The sequence below is a fragment of the Rhodococcus pyridinivorans genome (assembly GCF_900105195.1).
Taxonomy (GTDB): Bacteria; Actinomycetota; Actinomycetes; order Mycobacteriales; family Mycobacteriaceae; genus Rhodococcus; species Rhodococcus pyridinivorans.
Map to the genome: position 1 here is coordinate 456,280 of NZ_FNRX01000002.1, position 14,803 is coordinate 471,082.

Below are 14,803 nucleotides of genomic sequence, written 5' to 3' on the forward strand. Positions count from 1 at the left end.
CCCACCCGATGCATTCCTGCCTCGCACACGCGTGTCCGGCAGGCTTGTCGGCAGGCGATCGGTATCGGACACTGCTCGGTATGTATCGCCGAGCGAAAGGCCGCCGAACTTCGTGGACATGGTGATCGCCCGCAACCCGGACCCGGAATCACGGCTGCCGTTCCTACTGCGCCTGCCCCTGTCGGACGGACTGGTGTTTCGCACCTCCGACACCTGGCCGCGTACCAAAGCCCTGTTCTGCTATCCCGTTCCGGCCGACGAGTGGCCTGAGGACCCCGAGATCGTCGAGCAGGTTCGGTTGCGTTCGTGTGTGCGTCGCGGCGCCGCGATCGACGTGGTCCTGGACCGGGGACGGGAGAACCGGTCGCAGATCGTGTTCACCCAAGCTCGGGGGCGCGATGCCGTGTTCTGGCAATCCCCGCGCACTCGGAAGCAGGCACGTCCGAATGTGCGCACCCCCACCGCCCGAGCCGCCGGCATCGCCGAACTGACGATCGTCGTCGATTCCCACGAGCGTTACCCCTACAAATTCCCCGGGCAGCAGGTCGACACCGTCCGCCGTGCGCTGGCGTGCGGAGACTACGGTCTGCTCGTCGACGACCGGTTGGTCGCCTCGGTCGAACGCAAGTCGTTGGCCGACCTGGTAGGCAGCCTGACCAGCGGGAGGCTGCGTTTCGCGATGGCCGAGCTCGCTGCCCTGCCCCGCGCCGCAGTGGTGGTCGAAGACCGTTACTCGGCGGTGTTCAAGTTCGAACGGGTCCGGCCGGCGATGATCGCGGACGGTCTCGCCGAGCTGCAGGTCCGCTACCCCGGTGTGCCGATCGTGTTCTGCGAGACTCGTCAGCTCGCCGAGGAGTGGACCTACCGCTATCTCGCCGCCGCGCACGAGTGGACCGGCGTCGAGGACGCGGCGTGTGACCGCATCACACCGCAGCACAAGGACGCTCCCACCGCGGAACCGTCCACCGCCGACGTACGCGCGTGGGCCCGCGGCGAGGGCATGAAGGTCCCCGATCGTGGCCGGCTCCGTCCCCAGGTGTGGGCGGCCTGGCGCAACGCTCACGCCTCGGGGTGAGGCTGAACGCCGCAGCAGCCGATGCCACGTCCTGCCGTTTCGTGCGGAAGGCGCGGCGACTGCCACGCGCGCTCGATAGACCGCGCCCCATCCAGCGGTTCGACGCCACGCCGTGCTGAGCACGGCGATCACGTCATCGTCGAGCATGATTACTGAATCGTCCCTGATCTCATTGAGGGTGAGCCAGACATCCCGGAAGGATCACCCCAGACTCATCATGGCGAACTACAAATACCCTCAGGAACTGGCGTGAGCGAGCGACCCGACTCGCCGTCGAAGCCCGCCGTGACCCCGACACACGCACCGGCGCGCCATCAACCGGATCGCCGAGCAGACCGGCGTCCACAAGGAAGCCCTGCGGACCTGGGTGCGCAAAGCCGAAGACGACGAGCTCCCGACCGAGCCGGTCGATGCCGAAGCGCGCATCCGCCGTCCGGAGAAAGAGAACCGCGAACTACGGCAGTTGATGGAGATACTTCGCTCTGCCACAGTGTTTTTCGCGAAGGCGGAGTTCGTCCCCCGCAAGTGCGAGGTGGCCCCACGCCGACTGAAGTAATCGCCTGTGTTCATCGACGAACACAAACACCGCTGGGGGATCGAACCGATCTGTCGCGTTCTGTCGGAGAACACCGGCCGGGAAGACGTCGAAGCGGCCACCGTGCAATGGGTGCATTGGTTCGATACCGAACGGGTCCACGGCATACTCGACTACCGCACCCCGACCGAGATCGAGACCGCCTACTACGCACAACCACCGGCCGCACCTGCGGCCTGAGGACTGAACACACGCTCAGCCTCAACAAAACTCGGGACTTGACGATCCAGTGGAACAACCCGACCCGAGTGGTCGGACGATCAGCCACGTCAGCAGAGCGATCGTTACCGCACAACCATATTCACAGCAACGCGCTCAGCTGATCGGTGCATTCGGGCTAAGGAAACATCTCGTATCGTCGCCCGAGTTCCCGCAGGAAGGACTCGAGAACGAGGTCGAAGCTCTCGGCATCGATCTCGGCGGCGTACTCGCGAAGCCGATGCGCCTGCGACAGATGCGGATACCGCTCGTTGTAGGTGTCGATGTGATCGTCGAATCCGCCCGCGAACGAGGTGATCGCGGAACCGATGACGATGTACTTGATCGAGGCTCCGATCATCGTCGCGAAGCGGGGCGGCCAGCCGGCGCGGGTGAGGCCGCCGTGGATGGCGTCGGACGCCTGGAGGGAGACGGGCCGGGTGCCGGGACTCGAGGCGAGGAAGGGCACCATATTCGGGTGCGCGGCGAGCGCGTCGCGGTAGGTGCGAGCCCAGCGTCGGAGCGCTTCCTGCCAGTCGTCCTCGGCGAACCCGCTGACGTCGACCGATTCACCGATGGCGTCGGCGATGTCGTCGAGCAGTTCTTCCTTGGTGGCGTAGTGGCTGTACAGCGACGGGGCGCGAACACCCAGTTCGGCGGCGATCCGACGCATCGAGACGGCGTCGAGGCCGTGCTCGTCGACGAGTCGTAGCGTGACGTCGCGGATGAGCTCACGGCTGAGCAGAGGCGTGCGCGGGCGCGCCATCCATCGTCCTCCTTCCGGCCCGACCTGGACGAGCTAACAATGTAAGGTTAGTTTGGAATCGCGAGAAGCGCTACGGCGCCGGCATCCCTGGAAGGTCCCTCCATGAACCTGAAGCTCACCGAGGAGGAGCGTGCGTTCCGCGACGAACTGCGCACCTTCTTCACCACCGAGATCCCCGCCGAAGTGCGTGCGAAGACCGCCTCCGGCACTCCGCTGGGCAAGGACGACTACGTCGCCGTCCAGCGCATCCTGCATTCGCGCGGCCTCGCCGTTCCCAACTGGCCCGTCGAATGGGGCGGTCAGGACTGGACGCCGATGCAGCGCAACATCTGGCTCAGCGAGCTGCAGCTCGCGTCGGTGCCCGACCCGCTGCCGTTCAACGCGTCCATGATCGGGCCGGTCATCGCACAGTTCGGCTCGCAGGAGATGAAGGAACGCTTCCTCCCCGCCACCGCCAACCTCGACATCTGGTGGTGCCAGGGCTTCTCCGAGCCCGAGGCCGGCTCCGACCTCGCGTCCCTCAAGACCCGCGCCGTCCGCGACGGTGACGACTACATCGTCAACGGTCAGAAGACGTGGACGACGCTCGCGCAGCACGCCGACTGGATCTTCTGCCTCGTCCGCACCGATCCGAACGCGAAGAAGCAGGCCGGCATCTCGATGCTGCTCTTCCCGATGGACACCCCGGGCGTCACCCTCCGTCCGATCAAACTGATCGACGGCGGCTACGAGGTCAACGAGGTCTTCTTCGAAGACGTGCGCGTTCCCGCCGAGAACCTCGTCGGCGAGGAGAACACCGGCTGGACGCAGGCGAAGTTCCTGCTCGGCAACGAGCGCACCGGCATCGCCCGGGTCGGCGCCACCAAGGTCAAGCTCGCGCGGGCGAAGTCCCTCGCGGCCGAGACCCGCTACGGCAGCGGCTCGCTGCTCGACGACCCGATCTTCGCGGCACGACTGGCCGAACTCGAGAACGAGCTGCTCGCTCTCGAGCTCACCCAGCTACGCGTCGTCGCCGGCTCGGCCGACGGCAAGCCCAACCCGGCATCGTCGCTGCTCAAGATGCGCGGCTCCGAGTTGCAGCAGGCCGCGACCGAACTGCTCGTCGACATCGCCGGCCCCGATTCGCTGCCCGCCGGCGAGGCCGGTATCGACTCGCCCGACTGGGCGCAGCTGACGATGCCGACCTACCTCAACAACCGCAAGGTCACCATCTACGGCGGGTCGAACGAGGTTCAGCGTTCGATCATCGCTTCCTCGATTCTCGGACTGTGAGGCCCCGGACATGAATTTCGAACTCGACACCGAACAGGACATGCTCCGCGCGACCGTCCGCGACCTGCTCTCCGGCGCGTACGACGTCGAGTCGCGCAACCGGGTGGCCGAAGGTGACCTGGGCTGGAACCGCGACGTATGGAAGCAACTCGGCGAACTCGGCGTGCTCGGCCTGCCCTTCGCGGAGGAGCACGGCGGCATGGGAGCCGGACCGGTGGAGGTCATGGCCGTCATGACCGAGATCGGCCGCGCGCTCGCACCCGAGCCCGTGCTCGACTGCGTTTACCTGCCCGGCCGGCTCGTCGCCGAGGTCGGCACCGACGCGCAGCGCTCCGACATCCTGCCGCAACTGTCCGAGGGCACCGTGCTCCTCGCGTTCGCGCACGACGAGCCGGGCAGCCGCTGGCCGCACACCGAGGTGGCCACCACCGCGGCGCGCGACGGCGACTCCTGGACCGTCTCCGGTCGCAAGAATCCTGTGCTGCACGGTGATTGCGCCGACACCTTCATCGTCTCCGCGAAGCTCCCGGAGGGTGGCGTCGGACTGTTCGTCGTCGACGCATCGGCGGACGGTCTGGTCCGCACGCCGTACCGCACCCACGACGAGCGTCGCGGTGCGCAACTCGTGCTCGACGATGTTGCGGCGACCCCGCTCGGTGAGGCGGCCGACGCGTCCGCCGCCATCACCGCGGCGCAGGTGCACGCGCAGGCGGCACTGTGCGCCGAGGCGGTCGGTGCCCTCGACTCCTCGGTGCAGCTGACCACGAGCTACCTCAAGCAGCGCAAGCAGTTCGGTGTGCCGCTGTCGATGTTCCAGGCGCTCACCCACCGTGCGGCCGACATGTACGTGCTGTACGAGCTGGCGTCGAGCATGAGCCTGTACGCGACCATGGCCCTCGCCGACGGCATCGTCGACCCGACCATCGCCTCGCGCGCCAAGCTGCAGGTCGGCCGGTCCGCTCGGAAGATCGGCCAGGAGTCCGTGCAGATGCACGGCGGCATCGGTGTCACGGCCGAGCACTCCATCGGCCACTACCTGAGCCGCCTGACCGCGATCGAGCACACCCTCGGCACCATGGACGATCACCTGCGGGTGCTCGCCGGCGGTGTGAAGGACTACGAGCTCGTGGAGATCGCCGGAATGTGACCGATCGGGCTCACTCCTGGGGCAGCAGTGTCCCCAGCGGACCGAGATCGATGTTGAGATCCTCGGGGGTGAGCCCGAAATGGTCGCGCAGTTCGCCCATGCGCTGCTCGAGCAGCATCAGTGTCGTGCCGAGCCGTTCGATCTGCTCGTCGCTGAGATCCCCTGCATCCATGCGGTGCAGGGCCTGACGCTCCATCACCTGCCGGAGCAGTTCGACGAGCGTGAGCACCAGCGTCACCAGACCCCGCTCCACGGATTCGGGATCGGCGTCGATACGCGACGGGAAGTTCACCGGCTCGCTCACGAACCCTCCCGGGCCCCACGGGGAACGGGGACGTCGACCCCGGGCAGCGACAGGGTACTGACCGACGAGATCAACGCGCGTAACGAGATCCGCACCAGATCGATATTCGCGATCGACAGTGTGATGTCGCCGGTGATGACCACGCCGCCCGACAGCACCCGATCCAGCAGATCGATCAGAGCGATCCGCCGTTCCTCGTCCACCGATCCGTCGGCGTATCTCACGGCGAGATCCGTTCTGCTCCAGCGAACGAGTAGGGCGGCCACGGGCCGCTCGTCTCGAGCCTGATCCCCGGATTCAGGGACCCGAGTTCCTCCACCTCGGAATAGAATTCGTCCGCCCTGTCGTCGTCGACGAGATATGTCCCGTTGAGCAGCATCCACTCCTGGCTGCCGCTCAGTGCCGGATCGGTCGGCGCGCTCCGGCGACCCGCGGCCGACACACGCAGCAACCGATCGTGGATATCGGCGGCGCGTTCGGCCGCATCGCGTTCGATGCTCTCCTGCGCCGCCAGTTGCGCGCGGCGACGCAGCAGATAGGCCGTGCCCCTGCCGGAACCCGCACCCTCCGCATGCGCTTCCGCGGCGGCCGCGGTCAGCGCCTTGCGATCGGCGAACGCCTTGACCCCCCATTCGGTACGACCGGTCACGAGGGCGAGCGCAGACGCGAACTGCTCCCGGTGCTCGGTGAGCAGGGCCCGGACCCGTTCGTCGTCGAGGCAGACGGTCGCGAGTCGAAGGGGTACCACGGAGACGTGCCGTGCCAATCCGGCGACGACCGAATCATGGGCGCGGGCCACTCTTTCCAGCCAGTCCAGGTCCTCGAGATTGCGAGCCAGTGCGGCCTCGCCGAAATCGTCCAGGGGCACCGTTCCGACGACGGCGGTCAGTCCGCCCTCCTGCACCGTGCGGACCTGCTCGCCGGCGACGCCGGAGGCGCCCTCGGTCTCGTGGCCGACGAGCGTCCCGTCGGTCACGGCGTACATCCAGGTCCCGGTCGTGTCAGTCACGGTTCTCCTCGTCCACGATCTCCGCCGGTTCCGACTCCAGTTCCTCCGCTCGGGCCTCGAGTGCGGCCAACCGTTCGCGAAGCTGCCGGTTCTCCAATTCGAGTTCCACCCGGCTCGAATCGACCTCGGGTGAGCGAGCCTTGCTCGTCAACCACGGATCGCTCTCCCACCAGTCGATCCCGACGGCCTTGGCCGTCTCGAGCGATGCGATGACGAGGCGGAGCTTGATCGTGAGCAGTTCGATGTCGAGCAGATTCACCTGGATGTCGCCGGCGATGACCAACCCCTTGTCCAGGACACGTTCGAGGATGTCGCCGAGATTGGTCGACCGTCCTCCACCCCCGTAGGGCTGCGGCGACGACATGCCGCCTCCCCCACCGACCACCGTCATGACCCGGTCCTTGCGCCGATGTCGCTGCTGCCGCGTCCGTAACGCCGGGTCCGCCGGTACGCGAGCAGATCACCGTCCAGATCGACCTCCACCTCGTAGAGCGCGAGCATGTCGGCCGACGACGGAATCCGCCTGTCTTCCACGACCTCCACCTCGACGACCCATCCGTCCTCGGTGGGTTCGACGGAGGTGACCCCCTGAGCTTCCTTCGAGGTCAGTTCCTTCAGATGTGTGAGGGCCGCCGATGCGGCCTCGGCCGCCGAGATCGCGGGCGGGCCGGTGTCCTGCGCCACGGGATCACTCCTTTCCCCCGGCGGGGCCGGAGCCGCCCCGGGAGATCATGCGGTTCAGCACGGCCTGCTGCGCCTCGTCCTTCTCCTCGGGGGTCAGCTCACCCGCCTCCGCCGCTTCCTCGATCTGCTCGAGTTCGCGCCGCACGTTGGCGGGATCGTGCAGTTGCTGTTCGACCTGCTCCTGGATGATCTCTCCGAGCCACATCACTCCCCTGACGGGAGCGAGGGGCAGCGTGAGCAGGGAGGTCAGCAGACCCATCGTCAACCTCCTTCGCCGGGGTCGGATTTCGCCACGAAGTCGTAGGCCGCCATCGGGCCGAGCAACGAGATCTCGACCCGGTCTTCCCATTCCCGACCCAGTTCCTGCAGGGCCTGTTCGAGTTCGTCCTGCCGCTCGAGTTCGACGAGGACGGCGATGTGCACGGCATCCTGCTCGTGCGTGGGTTGCCGCTCGTTGACCATCGGGTCGAGCGACGACAGGGCCTCGACCGTGCGGCGCGTGTCCTCGTTCCGTTTGGCCTCGATCGCCGCGTTGATGATCTCCCCGAGCGCCATTCGCGCCTCGCGGGTCGCGTCCTCGGACTGCCCACGGATCTGCTCCCGCAACTGCGCCGCCTCGGAGTTCTCCTCGAGGATCTCCTGCAGGATCGCCCTCTCGTCGTACCGTCCCTTCACGACGAACTGTGCGAGACCGTCGAGTTGGTCGAGGGCCGAGGCGAGTTCGTCCTCGTTCCCCTCGAGCAATTCCGCGGCCACCGCGTCCCGGTCGGTGAGGACGGCACCGAATCTCAGCGGGAGCACGGGGGCGACCGTCACGGTCCCGTCGAGCAACGCGGCGTGCGCCTCGAGATCGTCCGGTGTGCCGAGAGCGCGATCGGTCGGGATCTCGCTCACCAGTGCAGCGATGCGACCGGACTTGACCACCGACACCTCGGCCGGCGGATTGCCCACCCCTTCCGCATGCTCCTCCGGTTCCACATCCGACGGGACGATGCCGTAGACGTAGACCGCAGTGGTCGTGGCGGTTTCGTCGCTGTCGCCCTGCTCGGGTCGTTCGGTCTGTTCGGTGGACATCAGTCCTCACCCCTGCGTGATCGTCGAGCGGGCTGCCGCTGCTCCTGGACGTCCCCGAGGAACTCGCTGACTTTCTCCCCCGCAGCCTCGAGCGCGCCCTTCGTCTTGTGCTTGGAACCGCCGGAGGTGATGTCGCCGACGAGATCCGGAAGGCCCTTCGGCTCGTTGTCGGAGATCTCGAGCCGGTTCACCGCTTCCGCGAAACGCAGATAGGTGTCGACACTGGCCACGACGACGCGGGCGTCGATGGTGAGCAGTTCGATACCGACGAGCGAGACACGCACGAACGCGTCGATGACGAGGCCCTTGTCGAGGATGGTGTCGATGACGTCGGCGAGGCCGGACGAATTGGGACGGGCCATACCGCCCCCGCCGCCTCCACCGCCGCCCCCTGCAGGTTGGATGGTCATGACCGGGATCCTCTCGAGCGGGACGAGCGCGTACCGGTGCTCTTCGTCGCCCGGGTCCGCTTGGCGGGCGCACGTTTCCGAGGCGGTTCGGGCTCTTCCTCTTCGTCGTCGGGTTCTTCGTCGGAGGACTCGTCCTCCTCGGGATACTCGTCCTCGAGATCCTCCTCATCCTCGGCCGACTCCTCGTCGCCTTCGTCCTCGGACGGCTCACTCTCCTCGAAATCCTCGTCCTCGTCGCGGATCTCGTCCTCGTCACCGGAGGCGTCGGTCTCCCACTCCTCGCCGTTCTCGCCGGTGTCCTCCTGCTCCTGCTCCTCTTCCTCCCGGCGCGCGGTCTCGTCGTCCTTGACGACCTCGCTGTCGCGGATCTCGCCGTGCCAGCCGACGACGTCGTCGGGATGCAACACGGCTTCGGTCATGACGTGGCGCCGGAAGTGCTTCAGTTCCAGGCGTGACCGGCGACCCACCGCCCGCCACAGATTCGCGGTGCGCTCGAACAGGCCCCGGGGGTGGTACTCGAGCACCAGGAGTATCCGGGTGAGATCCGGCGTGAGTTCATGGAAGGTCACCGCGCCGTCGATGTAACCTTTTCCTCCCTTGGAACGCCACACGATCCGTTCGAACGGCACCTGTTCGAGGATCGTGGACTCCCAGTTCCGACGCGACCAGAAAACCTTGCCCGTCCAATGGAGTTTCTCGTCCTGGACCTGCTCGACCTGTTCGACCTTCTTTATGAACTTCGGCCAGTCGGCGAATTGCGTCCACAGGTCGTAGGCCAGATCGACCGGCACCCCCACGTCGATGCTCTCGACGATGTTGGTGAGCTTGATCTTCTTGTTGCCGCCGCCGCCCCCCTTGCCCCCGCCGGTGACGGCCTCCTTGACGTCCTCGAACTTGTCCTTCGCCGTGTTCTTCAGATTCTCGAACCCCGAGCTCGCCGCCGCCTTCAGCGGCGACTCGCCCTGAGCGAGCTTGTCGACGCCGGTGAGCGCACTGGCCAGATTTCCGCCTTTGCCCTCGGAGTAATCCTGTAATCGTCCCGCCGTGCCGGTGACCCTGTCCGACAGGCTCGACAACGCATTCTGCGCGACGGTTCCTGCGAGGCCCTGCAACGACTGCTGCAGACCGCCGGTCAGTCCGCCCGTGGCCTTCCCTGCCGTGTCCGAGGCGGTGCGGCCCGCCTTACCGGCGGTATCGGTCGCGGTCTTCCCGGCCTTGCCCACCGCGTCGGCGACTCCGCCCGATACATCGCTCAACCTGGCCATCGCTCTCACCGCTTCGTTCGACGTACGGGCGCACGACCGGAGGAGGACGACGCAGTGCTACGCGCTGCGCGCTTGCGCGGCTTCGGAGGTGCCTCCTCCGAGTCGTCCGGATCTTCGCTGTCGGCCGTCTTCTTGCTGCGGGACGTCCGCGGACGGGATGTGGCGCGGGCTGCACGGCGCCGCGGTGCGGGACGCTCGGGTTCCGGCTCCTCTTCGTCGCCCGAATCCTCCTCGCCCGAATCCTCTTCGTCGGAACCCTCTTCGTCCGTCTCGTCGTAATCCGGCTCCTCGTCCCGATTCCGGCTGCCGCGACGCCTGCTGCCGCGACTTTCCTCCTCGTCGCGTGATTCTTCGTATTCGTCCTCGTATTCGGCATCCTCGGGTTCCTCCGATCGCCCGCCACCGCTCGCACGGGACTGCAGACGTTCGTTGAGGGCGTCGATCCGGTTGCTGGCCGCGGTCACGGCAGCGGCACGAGCCGCATGCATGAGTTCTCCGCGAACGGATTCGGTGATCTTGCTGATCTCGGGAGACGAGCCGAGCATCGAGGCGCTGCGCTGCAGGAGTTCCTGCGGATTGCTGGGCAGTTTGCCGGTCATTCCGGCACCGGCGAGCATCATGGCCACCCGCATCTTCTTGGTACGGCCGAGGAAATATCCGATGCCCACACCGAGGGCGACTCGTGCTCCGGGTTTCATCACCGTTCTCCTTCGTATGCCGCGCGTCGTGTGGCGTGCTCGGAAGGGGCCGGGGAGGTCTCGGTACGGTACGCAGCCGATGCGCGTCTTTGTGTGATGCAAACCACAGTACGTCACTCGAGGCCTTGATTCGCGTGCTTCGTCGGCATGCGGATTCCGGAGTGAACGACGGGCTCGAAAAGTACCAATCAGTATGTTGTGCAACAGGATACGAGGCCTGCTACAGATCTCGACCGGCCGTCCGCGGGCATGCCAAAGAAAGGTTCTCGAGCCGGTAAGGATTCCGGAAACCGGAGGCTATCGCCGCGGATGCACCGGGGTGGCGATCCCTGTCGCCTGCAAAGCGAATGCTGCTTCCGGACCGATGATTTCGCCGACGAGTGCGAGGAAGCGGTCGACGAAGGCCGGCCCGTGGGCCCCCTCGGTGGCGTCGTCGGGATCCTGCGGATCGAGATGGTGCGCGAGTTCGTGCAACACCACCATCTCGCGGAACGCCCACGCGGTGTTCACCCGGTGCTCGGGAAGAGCGATCGTCGCGCAGTCGCGTTCGTAGTGTGCGGCCGCGTTGCCCGCACGGGCCCGCACGCGCACCGGCACGGCGGCGCGCTCCCACTGGGTGCGTACCCAGTCGAGGGCGAGCACGGCGTCGATGTAGTCCTGGACCGAGGCGATGGAGGCGAACCGTCTCTCCACCGGGAGCGTGACGTGGGAACCGGCTACCTCGACGGTCCGCAGACCGCGCTCGTCGGCGCGGTCGAGCATCTTCCGTACGATGGACTCCGCTTCGTACACAGCGGTTCTGCGGGTGTCGCGCACCTTGGTCACCGTTCCAGCCTCCTCGGAGCCGACGGCAGTTCGGGTGCCGTTCCCAGCCGGGCCGCGCGTCCGGCGCGGTCGCCCGCGCGCCGGGCATCGGCCGAGCGCGCCGACGGGGCCCGGTTTCCCCGCCAACTGCCCCGTGCCTGCGACGTACTGCGGTAGAAGTCCTGCAGTTCCAGACTCTTCCCACGCAACACCAACGCCGTACCGGGCGCGGATGTTTCCACCTCGCGTTCGATCTCCTGCTTCGCCTCGGCCAGCCGGGCGCCGATGCGGGCGGCAAACGCCGACTGGAAGTTCAGCCGGGCCGTCACCGCGGCAACGGGCTTGCGCACGCGTGTGCGCACACGGCGGCCACCGCGTTCCTCGACGACGGTGCGCACCGTGGTCTCGTTCCGGTAGGTGCCCTCGCGCAGATATGCGTCGGACGCCCGCACCATCTGCACGAGCAGGGAGGAGTACAGCGCCTCGCACACGTCGATGTCGTCGGCGAAGCCGTAGGCGTAGATGACGGTGGAGTTCGCGGTGATGTCGCACTGCACGTCGTTGGCCCCGGCGATCGCGATGAACAACTGGGCGTAGGTGCGCAGTCCCTTCTTGCCCGTCTCGCCGATGGTGATCAGTCGCTGCACGGGAGTCGCGCGGCGTTCCTTCGCCGCCGTGTGACTGCGCGCGACCGCCAGATCGATCGAGGAGGACGTCGCGAGCCGCTGCGCCGCGGCGAGGAAGGCGTCGGCCTCGTGAGGGTTGTCGGTGGACTCCGCCTGGCGGAGCAACCCGCCGATACGACTCAACATCTTGTCCGAACTCACCCAGCGAGCGTAGAGCTTGGCACCGACTCCGCCCACGAGACCGGGAACATGCACGAAGTTCCTGCGAAACCACCTGCGACCCACCAAGATCGTGCAGATGGACACTGCGGTCGATTTCGTCACCGATATCAACGACACGTTCTGGTATGCGGTGATCGCACTGCTCATCGGTTCGGGCCTGTACTACACGATCCGGTCCCGGTTCATCCAGATCCGGCTCCTGCCCGACATGCTGCGTTCCATCGTGGAGAAACCCGAGAGACAACCCAACGGAGAACCCGGCCTGTCCGCCTTCCGGGCCTTCTCCGTCTCGGCGGCCTCCCGCGTGGGAACGGGCAACGTCGCCGGTGTCGCGATCGCGATCAGCCTCGGTGGTCCCGGCGCGGTGTTCTGGATGTGGGCGATGGCTCTGGTCGGTGCAGCGACCGCTTTCCTCGAGTCCACGCTCGCCCAGCTGTACAAGGTGCGCGACGAGGACGGCAGCTTCCGCGGTGGCCCCGCCTACTACATGCAGTACGGGCTGCGGAAACGCTGGATGGGCATGATCTTCGCGGTCATCATCACGATCACCTACGGATTCGTGTTCAACGCGGTGCAGACCAATTCGATCGTCGACGCCGTCTCGAGTTCCGTCGGCGAGAAGACCATGGCACTCCAGGTGATCGTGGGGCTGGCCGTCGCCCTCATCGTCGGCGCGGTGATCTTCGGCGGAATCCGCCGCATCTCCGGCGTCTCCCAGATCGTCGTGCCGGTCCTGGCGTTCGTCTACCTGGTCATCGGCATCATCGTCGTGGTCCTCAACATCGGCGAGGTTCCGGCCACGTTCCGCCTCATCGTCGAGAACGCCTTCGGTCTCGAGGAGGTCATCGGTGGTGGCTTCGGCGCTGCCTTCATGAACGGCATCCGCCGAGGTCTCTTCTCGAACGAGGCCGGCATGGGCTCGGCGCCCAACGCCGGCGCCGCCGCCGCGGTTTCCCACCCGGTCAAGCAGGGCCTGGTCCAGAGCCTCGGCGTCTACTTCGACACCCTGCTGGTCTGCTCGATCACGGCTTTCATCATCCTGCTGTCGGAACCCGAATTCGGCAGCGGTCTCGAGGGCGCCGCTCTGACGCAGAACGCGCTCGCGCTGCAGCTCGGTGACTGGACGGTGCACTTCCTCGCCGTGCTGATCTTCTTCCTCGCGTTCACCTCGGTGATCGGCAACTACTACTACAGCGAATCCAACATGGAGTTCCTCACCGGATCGCGCCGCATTCTGCCCTACCTGCGCTCGGCGGTCGTGCTGTGCGTCTTCCTCGGGGCCATCGGCTCGCTGCCGCTGGTGTGGGCGCTGGCCGACCTCGCCATGGGAATCATGGCCACCGTCAACCTCATCGCCCTGATCCCACTGTCGGGTATCGCCTACGCGTTGTTCCATCACTACAGCGCGCAACGCAAGCAGGGTCGCGACCCCGTCTTCCGCGCCGGTGACGTCCCGGGCCTCCGCGGAATCCAGGTGTGGAACGACGACGACGTCACGCCGGTCGAGAGCCGATCGAGCGACGCACGGTAGATTCCCCTACCGCACGAGCGTGTACCGCTTCGGAAAGGATCTTCGAGATGGCGTCGGTGACCTTCGACAAGGCCACGTGCCTGTTCCCCGGCTCGAGTACGCCTGCGGTCGACGCGCTCGACCTCGAGATCGAGGACGGCGAGTTCCTCGTCCTGGTCGGACCGTCGGGCTGCGGCAAGTCGACCTCGCTGCGCATGCTCGCAGGTCTCGAGGAGGTGCACAGCGGACGCATCCTCATCGGCGACCAGGACGTCACCGGGCAGGATCCGAAGGAACGCGACATCGCGATGGTGTTCCAGAACTACGCCCTCTACCCGCACATGTCGGTCGCGGAGAACATGGGCTTCGCGCTGAAACTGGCCAAGATACCCAAGAACGAGATCCGCGAACGGGTCGTCGAGGTCGCGAAGATGCTCGACCTCGAGCAGTTCCTCGACCGCAAGCCCAAGGCGCTGTCCGGCGGTCAGCGTCAGCGCGTCGCGATGGGGCGCGCCATCGTCCGCCAGCCGCAGGTCTTCCTCATGGACGAGCCGCTGTCGAACCTCGACGCCAAACTCCGCGTGCAGACCCGCACGCAGATCGCACAGCTGCAGCGCCGCCTCGGCACCACCACCGTCTACGTCACCCACGACCAGGTCGAGGCCATGACGATGGGCGACCGCGTCGCTGTGCTCGAGAAGGGCATCCTGCAGCAGTGCGCGTCGCCGCGCGTGCTCTACAACAAGCCCGCGAACGTCTTCGTCGCCGGTTTCATGGGCTCGCCCGCGATGAACCTGTTCCGCCTCCCGGTCTTCGACCGCGGCGCGATGATCGGCGACACCCACGTACCGGTGCCGCGCGACGTGGTCGGCCAGGTCACCGAGAAGGAGGTCGTGCTCGGGATCCGGCCCGAACACCTCGAGATCTCGAACGAGGGTCTGGCCATGGATGTCGACGTGGTCGAGGAGCTCGGCTCGGAGGCCTACGTCTACGGCCGGGCCGACGTCGGCGGGATCGGCCAGCAGATCGTCGCCCGCAGCGACTGGCGCAACCCTCCGCAGAAGGGCGACCGGCTGTACCTGCGCTTCGACCCCGAGCACGTGCACGTCTTCGGAACGTCCGACGGGAAGCGGATCGGCTGATC

20 protein-coding genes are annotated in these 14,803 nt (G+C 66.7%); 7 read left to right on the forward strand and 13 right to left on the reverse strand.

Features of this window, described 5'->3' with window-relative positions; all coding sequences use genetic code 11:
- Nucleotides 1-118: 118 nt before the first annotated feature.
- From BLV31_RS02760 to BLV31_RS02770, 3 genes are all read left to right on the forward strand, one after another.
- Nucleotides 119-1,075, forward strand: coding sequence for an ERCC4 domain-containing protein (locus BLV31_RS02760; protein WP_019290518.1), 957 nt, complete (start codon nt 119-121; stop codon nt 1,073-1,075).
- Nucleotides 1,076-1,388: 313 nt separating this feature from the next.
- Nucleotides 1,389-1,631 (forward strand): transposase, encoded by a 243-nt coding sequence (locus BLV31_RS25760; protein ID WP_081263412.1) that lies wholly within the window; start codon nt 1,389-1,391, stop codon nt 1,629-1,631.
- 6 nt (nt 1,632-1,637) lie between these two features.
- Nucleotides 1,638-1,850, forward strand: a complete 213-nt coding sequence (locus BLV31_RS02770; protein ID WP_060652491.1) for a hypothetical protein — start codon at nt 1,638-1,640, stop codon at nt 1,848-1,850.
- 157 nt (nt 1,851-2,007) lie between these two features.
- Here BLV31_RS02770 and BLV31_RS02775 read toward each other — a convergent pair whose 3' ends face one another.
- A complete protein-coding gene (locus BLV31_RS02775; protein ID WP_006550849.1) occupies nt 2,008-2,634 on the reverse strand; it encodes a TetR/AcrR family transcriptional regulator in 627 nt (208 codons plus the stop codon).
- A gap of 102 nt (nt 2,635-2,736) precedes the next feature.
- Between BLV31_RS02775 and BLV31_RS02780 the strand changes: the two genes are divergently transcribed.
- Both BLV31_RS02780 and BLV31_RS02785 read left to right on the forward strand, forming a co-directional pair.
- Nucleotides 2,737-3,906, forward strand: coding sequence for an acyl-CoA dehydrogenase family protein (locus BLV31_RS02780; protein WP_019290521.1), 1,170 nt, complete (start codon nt 2,737-2,739; stop codon nt 3,904-3,906).
- A 10-nt stretch (nt 3,907-3,916) separates the two neighbouring features.
- A complete protein-coding gene (locus tag BLV31_RS02785) occupies nt 3,917-5,053 on the forward strand; it encodes an acyl-CoA dehydrogenase family protein (protein ID WP_006550847.1) in 1,137 nt (378 codons plus the stop codon).
- A 10-nt stretch (nt 5,054-5,063) separates the two neighbouring features.
- On the opposite strand, the gene BLV31_RS02790 is transcribed toward BLV31_RS02785, so the two are convergent.
- From BLV31_RS02790 to BLV31_RS02845, 12 genes are all read right to left on the reverse strand, one after another.
- Entirely contained in the window at nt 5,064-5,357 is a 294-nt protein-coding gene (locus BLV31_RS02790) for a gas vesicle protein K (protein WP_064060744.1), read from the reverse strand.
- Nucleotides 5,354-5,581, reverse strand: coding sequence for a gas vesicle protein (locus BLV31_RS02795; protein WP_064060743.1), 228 nt, complete (start codon nt 5,579-5,581; stop codon nt 5,354-5,356). The genes BLV31_RS02790 and BLV31_RS02795 overlap by 4 nt, the downstream gene beginning before the upstream one ends.
- Nucleotides 5,578-6,366 carry a GvpL/GvpF family gas vesicle protein gene (locus BLV31_RS02800; protein ID WP_006550844.1) on the reverse strand — a complete coding sequence of 263 codons (789 nt, stop codon included), beginning with the start codon at nt 6,364-6,366 and terminating at the stop codon, nt 5,578-5,580. Before BLV31_RS02800 ends, BLV31_RS02795 begins: the two co-directional genes overlap by 4 nt.
- Nucleotides 6,359-6,757, reverse strand: coding sequence for a gas vesicle protein GvpJ (gene gvpJ / locus BLV31_RS02805; RefSeq protein WP_006550843.1), 399 nt, complete (start codon nt 6,755-6,757; stop codon nt 6,359-6,361). The genes BLV31_RS02800 and gvpJ (BLV31_RS02805) overlap by 8 nt, the downstream gene beginning before the upstream one ends.
- A complete protein-coding gene (gene gvpO / locus BLV31_RS02810) occupies nt 6,754-7,050 on the reverse strand; it encodes a gas vesicle protein GvpO (protein WP_019290524.1) in 297 nt (98 codons plus the stop codon). Before gvpO ends, gvpJ (BLV31_RS02805) begins: the two co-directional genes overlap by 4 nt.
- Nucleotides 7,051-7,054: 4 nt before the next feature.
- A complete protein-coding gene (locus BLV31_RS02815; protein WP_019290525.1) occupies nt 7,055-7,309 on the reverse strand; it encodes a gas vesicle protein GvpG in 255 nt (84 codons plus the stop codon).
- A gap of 2 nt (nt 7,310-7,311) precedes the next feature.
- Nucleotides 7,312-8,124 carry a GvpL/GvpF family gas vesicle protein gene (locus tag BLV31_RS02820; RefSeq protein ID WP_033098477.1) on the reverse strand — a complete coding sequence of 271 codons (813 nt, stop codon included), beginning with the start codon at nt 8,122-8,124 and terminating at the stop codon, nt 7,312-7,314.
- A complete protein-coding gene (gvpJ, locus tag BLV31_RS02825; RefSeq protein WP_024102484.1) occupies nt 8,124-8,534 on the reverse strand; it encodes a gas vesicle protein GvpJ in 411 nt (136 codons plus the stop codon). The genes BLV31_RS02820 and gvpJ (BLV31_RS02825) overlap by 1 nt, the downstream gene beginning before the upstream one ends.
- On the reverse strand, nt 8,531-9,799 hold the full coding sequence (locus tag BLV31_RS02830) for an SRPBCC family protein (protein WP_064060742.1): 1,269 nt from the start codon (nt 9,797-9,799) through the stop codon (nt 8,531-8,533). Before BLV31_RS02830 ends, gvpJ (BLV31_RS02825) begins: the two co-directional genes overlap by 4 nt.
- Before the next feature lie 5 nt (nt 9,800-9,804).
- Entirely contained in the window at nt 9,805-10,497 is a 693-nt protein-coding gene (locus BLV31_RS02835) for a hypothetical protein (protein ID WP_064060741.1), read from the reverse strand.
- Nucleotides 10,498-10,794: 297 nt separating this feature from the next.
- Nucleotides 10,795-11,322: a TIGR04338 family metallohydrolase gene (locus BLV31_RS02840; protein WP_064060740.1), complete on the reverse strand. Its 528-nt coding sequence runs from the start codon at nt 11,320-11,322 to the stop codon at nt 10,795-10,797.
- The gene (locus tag BLV31_RS02845; RefSeq protein WP_033098495.1) at nt 11,319-12,128 is read right to left on the reverse strand and encodes a DUF2786 domain-containing protein; all 810 of its coding nucleotides are present in this window, start codon (nt 12,126-12,128) and stop codon (nt 11,319-11,321) included. Before BLV31_RS02845 ends, BLV31_RS02840 begins: the two co-directional genes overlap by 4 nt.
- Nucleotides 12,129-12,225: 97 nt before the next feature.
- On the opposite strand from BLV31_RS02845, the gene BLV31_RS02850 reads away from it, so the two are divergent.
- Nucleotides 12,226-13,680, forward strand: coding sequence for an alanine/glycine:cation symporter family protein (locus BLV31_RS02850; RefSeq protein ID WP_064060762.1), 1,455 nt, complete (start codon nt 12,226-12,228; stop codon nt 13,678-13,680).
- Nucleotides 13,681-13,727: 47 nt separating this feature from the next.
- Nucleotides 13,728-14,801, forward strand: coding sequence for an ABC transporter ATP-binding protein (locus BLV31_RS02855; RefSeq protein WP_064060739.1), 1,074 nt, complete (start codon nt 13,728-13,730; stop codon nt 14,799-14,801).
- Nucleotides 14,802-14,803: the final 2 nt, after the last annotated feature.

Bases quoted from the DNA above. Each gene is read 5' to 3' on its own strand.
- BLV31_RS02815 (WP_019290525.1), bottom strand. From the start codon at position 7,309: ATGGGTCTGCTGACCTCCCTGCTCACGCTGCCCCTCGCTCCCGTCAGG.
- BLV31_RS02835 (WP_064060741.1), bottom strand. From the start codon at position 10,497: ATGAAACCCGGAGCACGAGTCGCCCTCGGTGTGGGCATCGGATATTTC.
- gvpJ (WP_006550843.1), bottom strand. From the start codon at position 6,757: ATGACGGTGGTCGGTGGGGGAGGCGGCATGTCGTCGCCGCAGCCCTAC.
- BLV31_RS02850 (WP_064060762.1), top strand. From the start codon at position 12,226: ATGGACACTGCGGTCGATTTCGTCACCGATATCAACGACACGTTCTGG.
- BLV31_RS02780 (WP_019290521.1), top strand. From the start codon at position 2,737: ATGAACCTGAAGCTCACCGAGGAGGAGCGTGCGTTCCGCGACGAACTG.
- BLV31_RS02820 (WP_033098477.1), bottom strand. From the start codon at position 8,124: ATGTCCACCGAACAGACCGAACGACCCGAGCAGGGCGACAGCGACGAA.
- BLV31_RS02830 (WP_064060742.1), bottom strand. From the start codon at position 9,799: ATGGCCAGGTTGAGCGATGTATCGGGCGGAGTCGCCGACGCGGTGGGC.
- gvpJ (WP_024102484.1), bottom strand. From the start codon at position 8,534: ATGACCATCCAACCTGCAGGGGGCGGCGGTGGAGGCGGCGGGGGCGGT.
- BLV31_RS02775 (WP_006550849.1), bottom strand. From the start codon at position 2,634: ATGGCGCGCCCGCGCACGCCTCTGCTCAGCCGTGAGCTCATCCGCGAC.
- BLV31_RS02855 (WP_064060739.1), top strand. From the start codon at position 13,728: ATGGCGTCGGTGACCTTCGACAAGGCCACGTGCCTGTTCCCCGGCTCG.
- BLV31_RS02760 (WP_019290518.1), top strand. From the start codon at position 119: ATGGTGATCGCCCGCAACCCGGACCCGGAATCACGGCTGCCGTTCCTA.
- BLV31_RS02785 (WP_006550847.1), top strand. From the start codon at position 3,917: ATGAATTTCGAACTCGACACCGAACAGGACATGCTCCGCGCGACCGTC.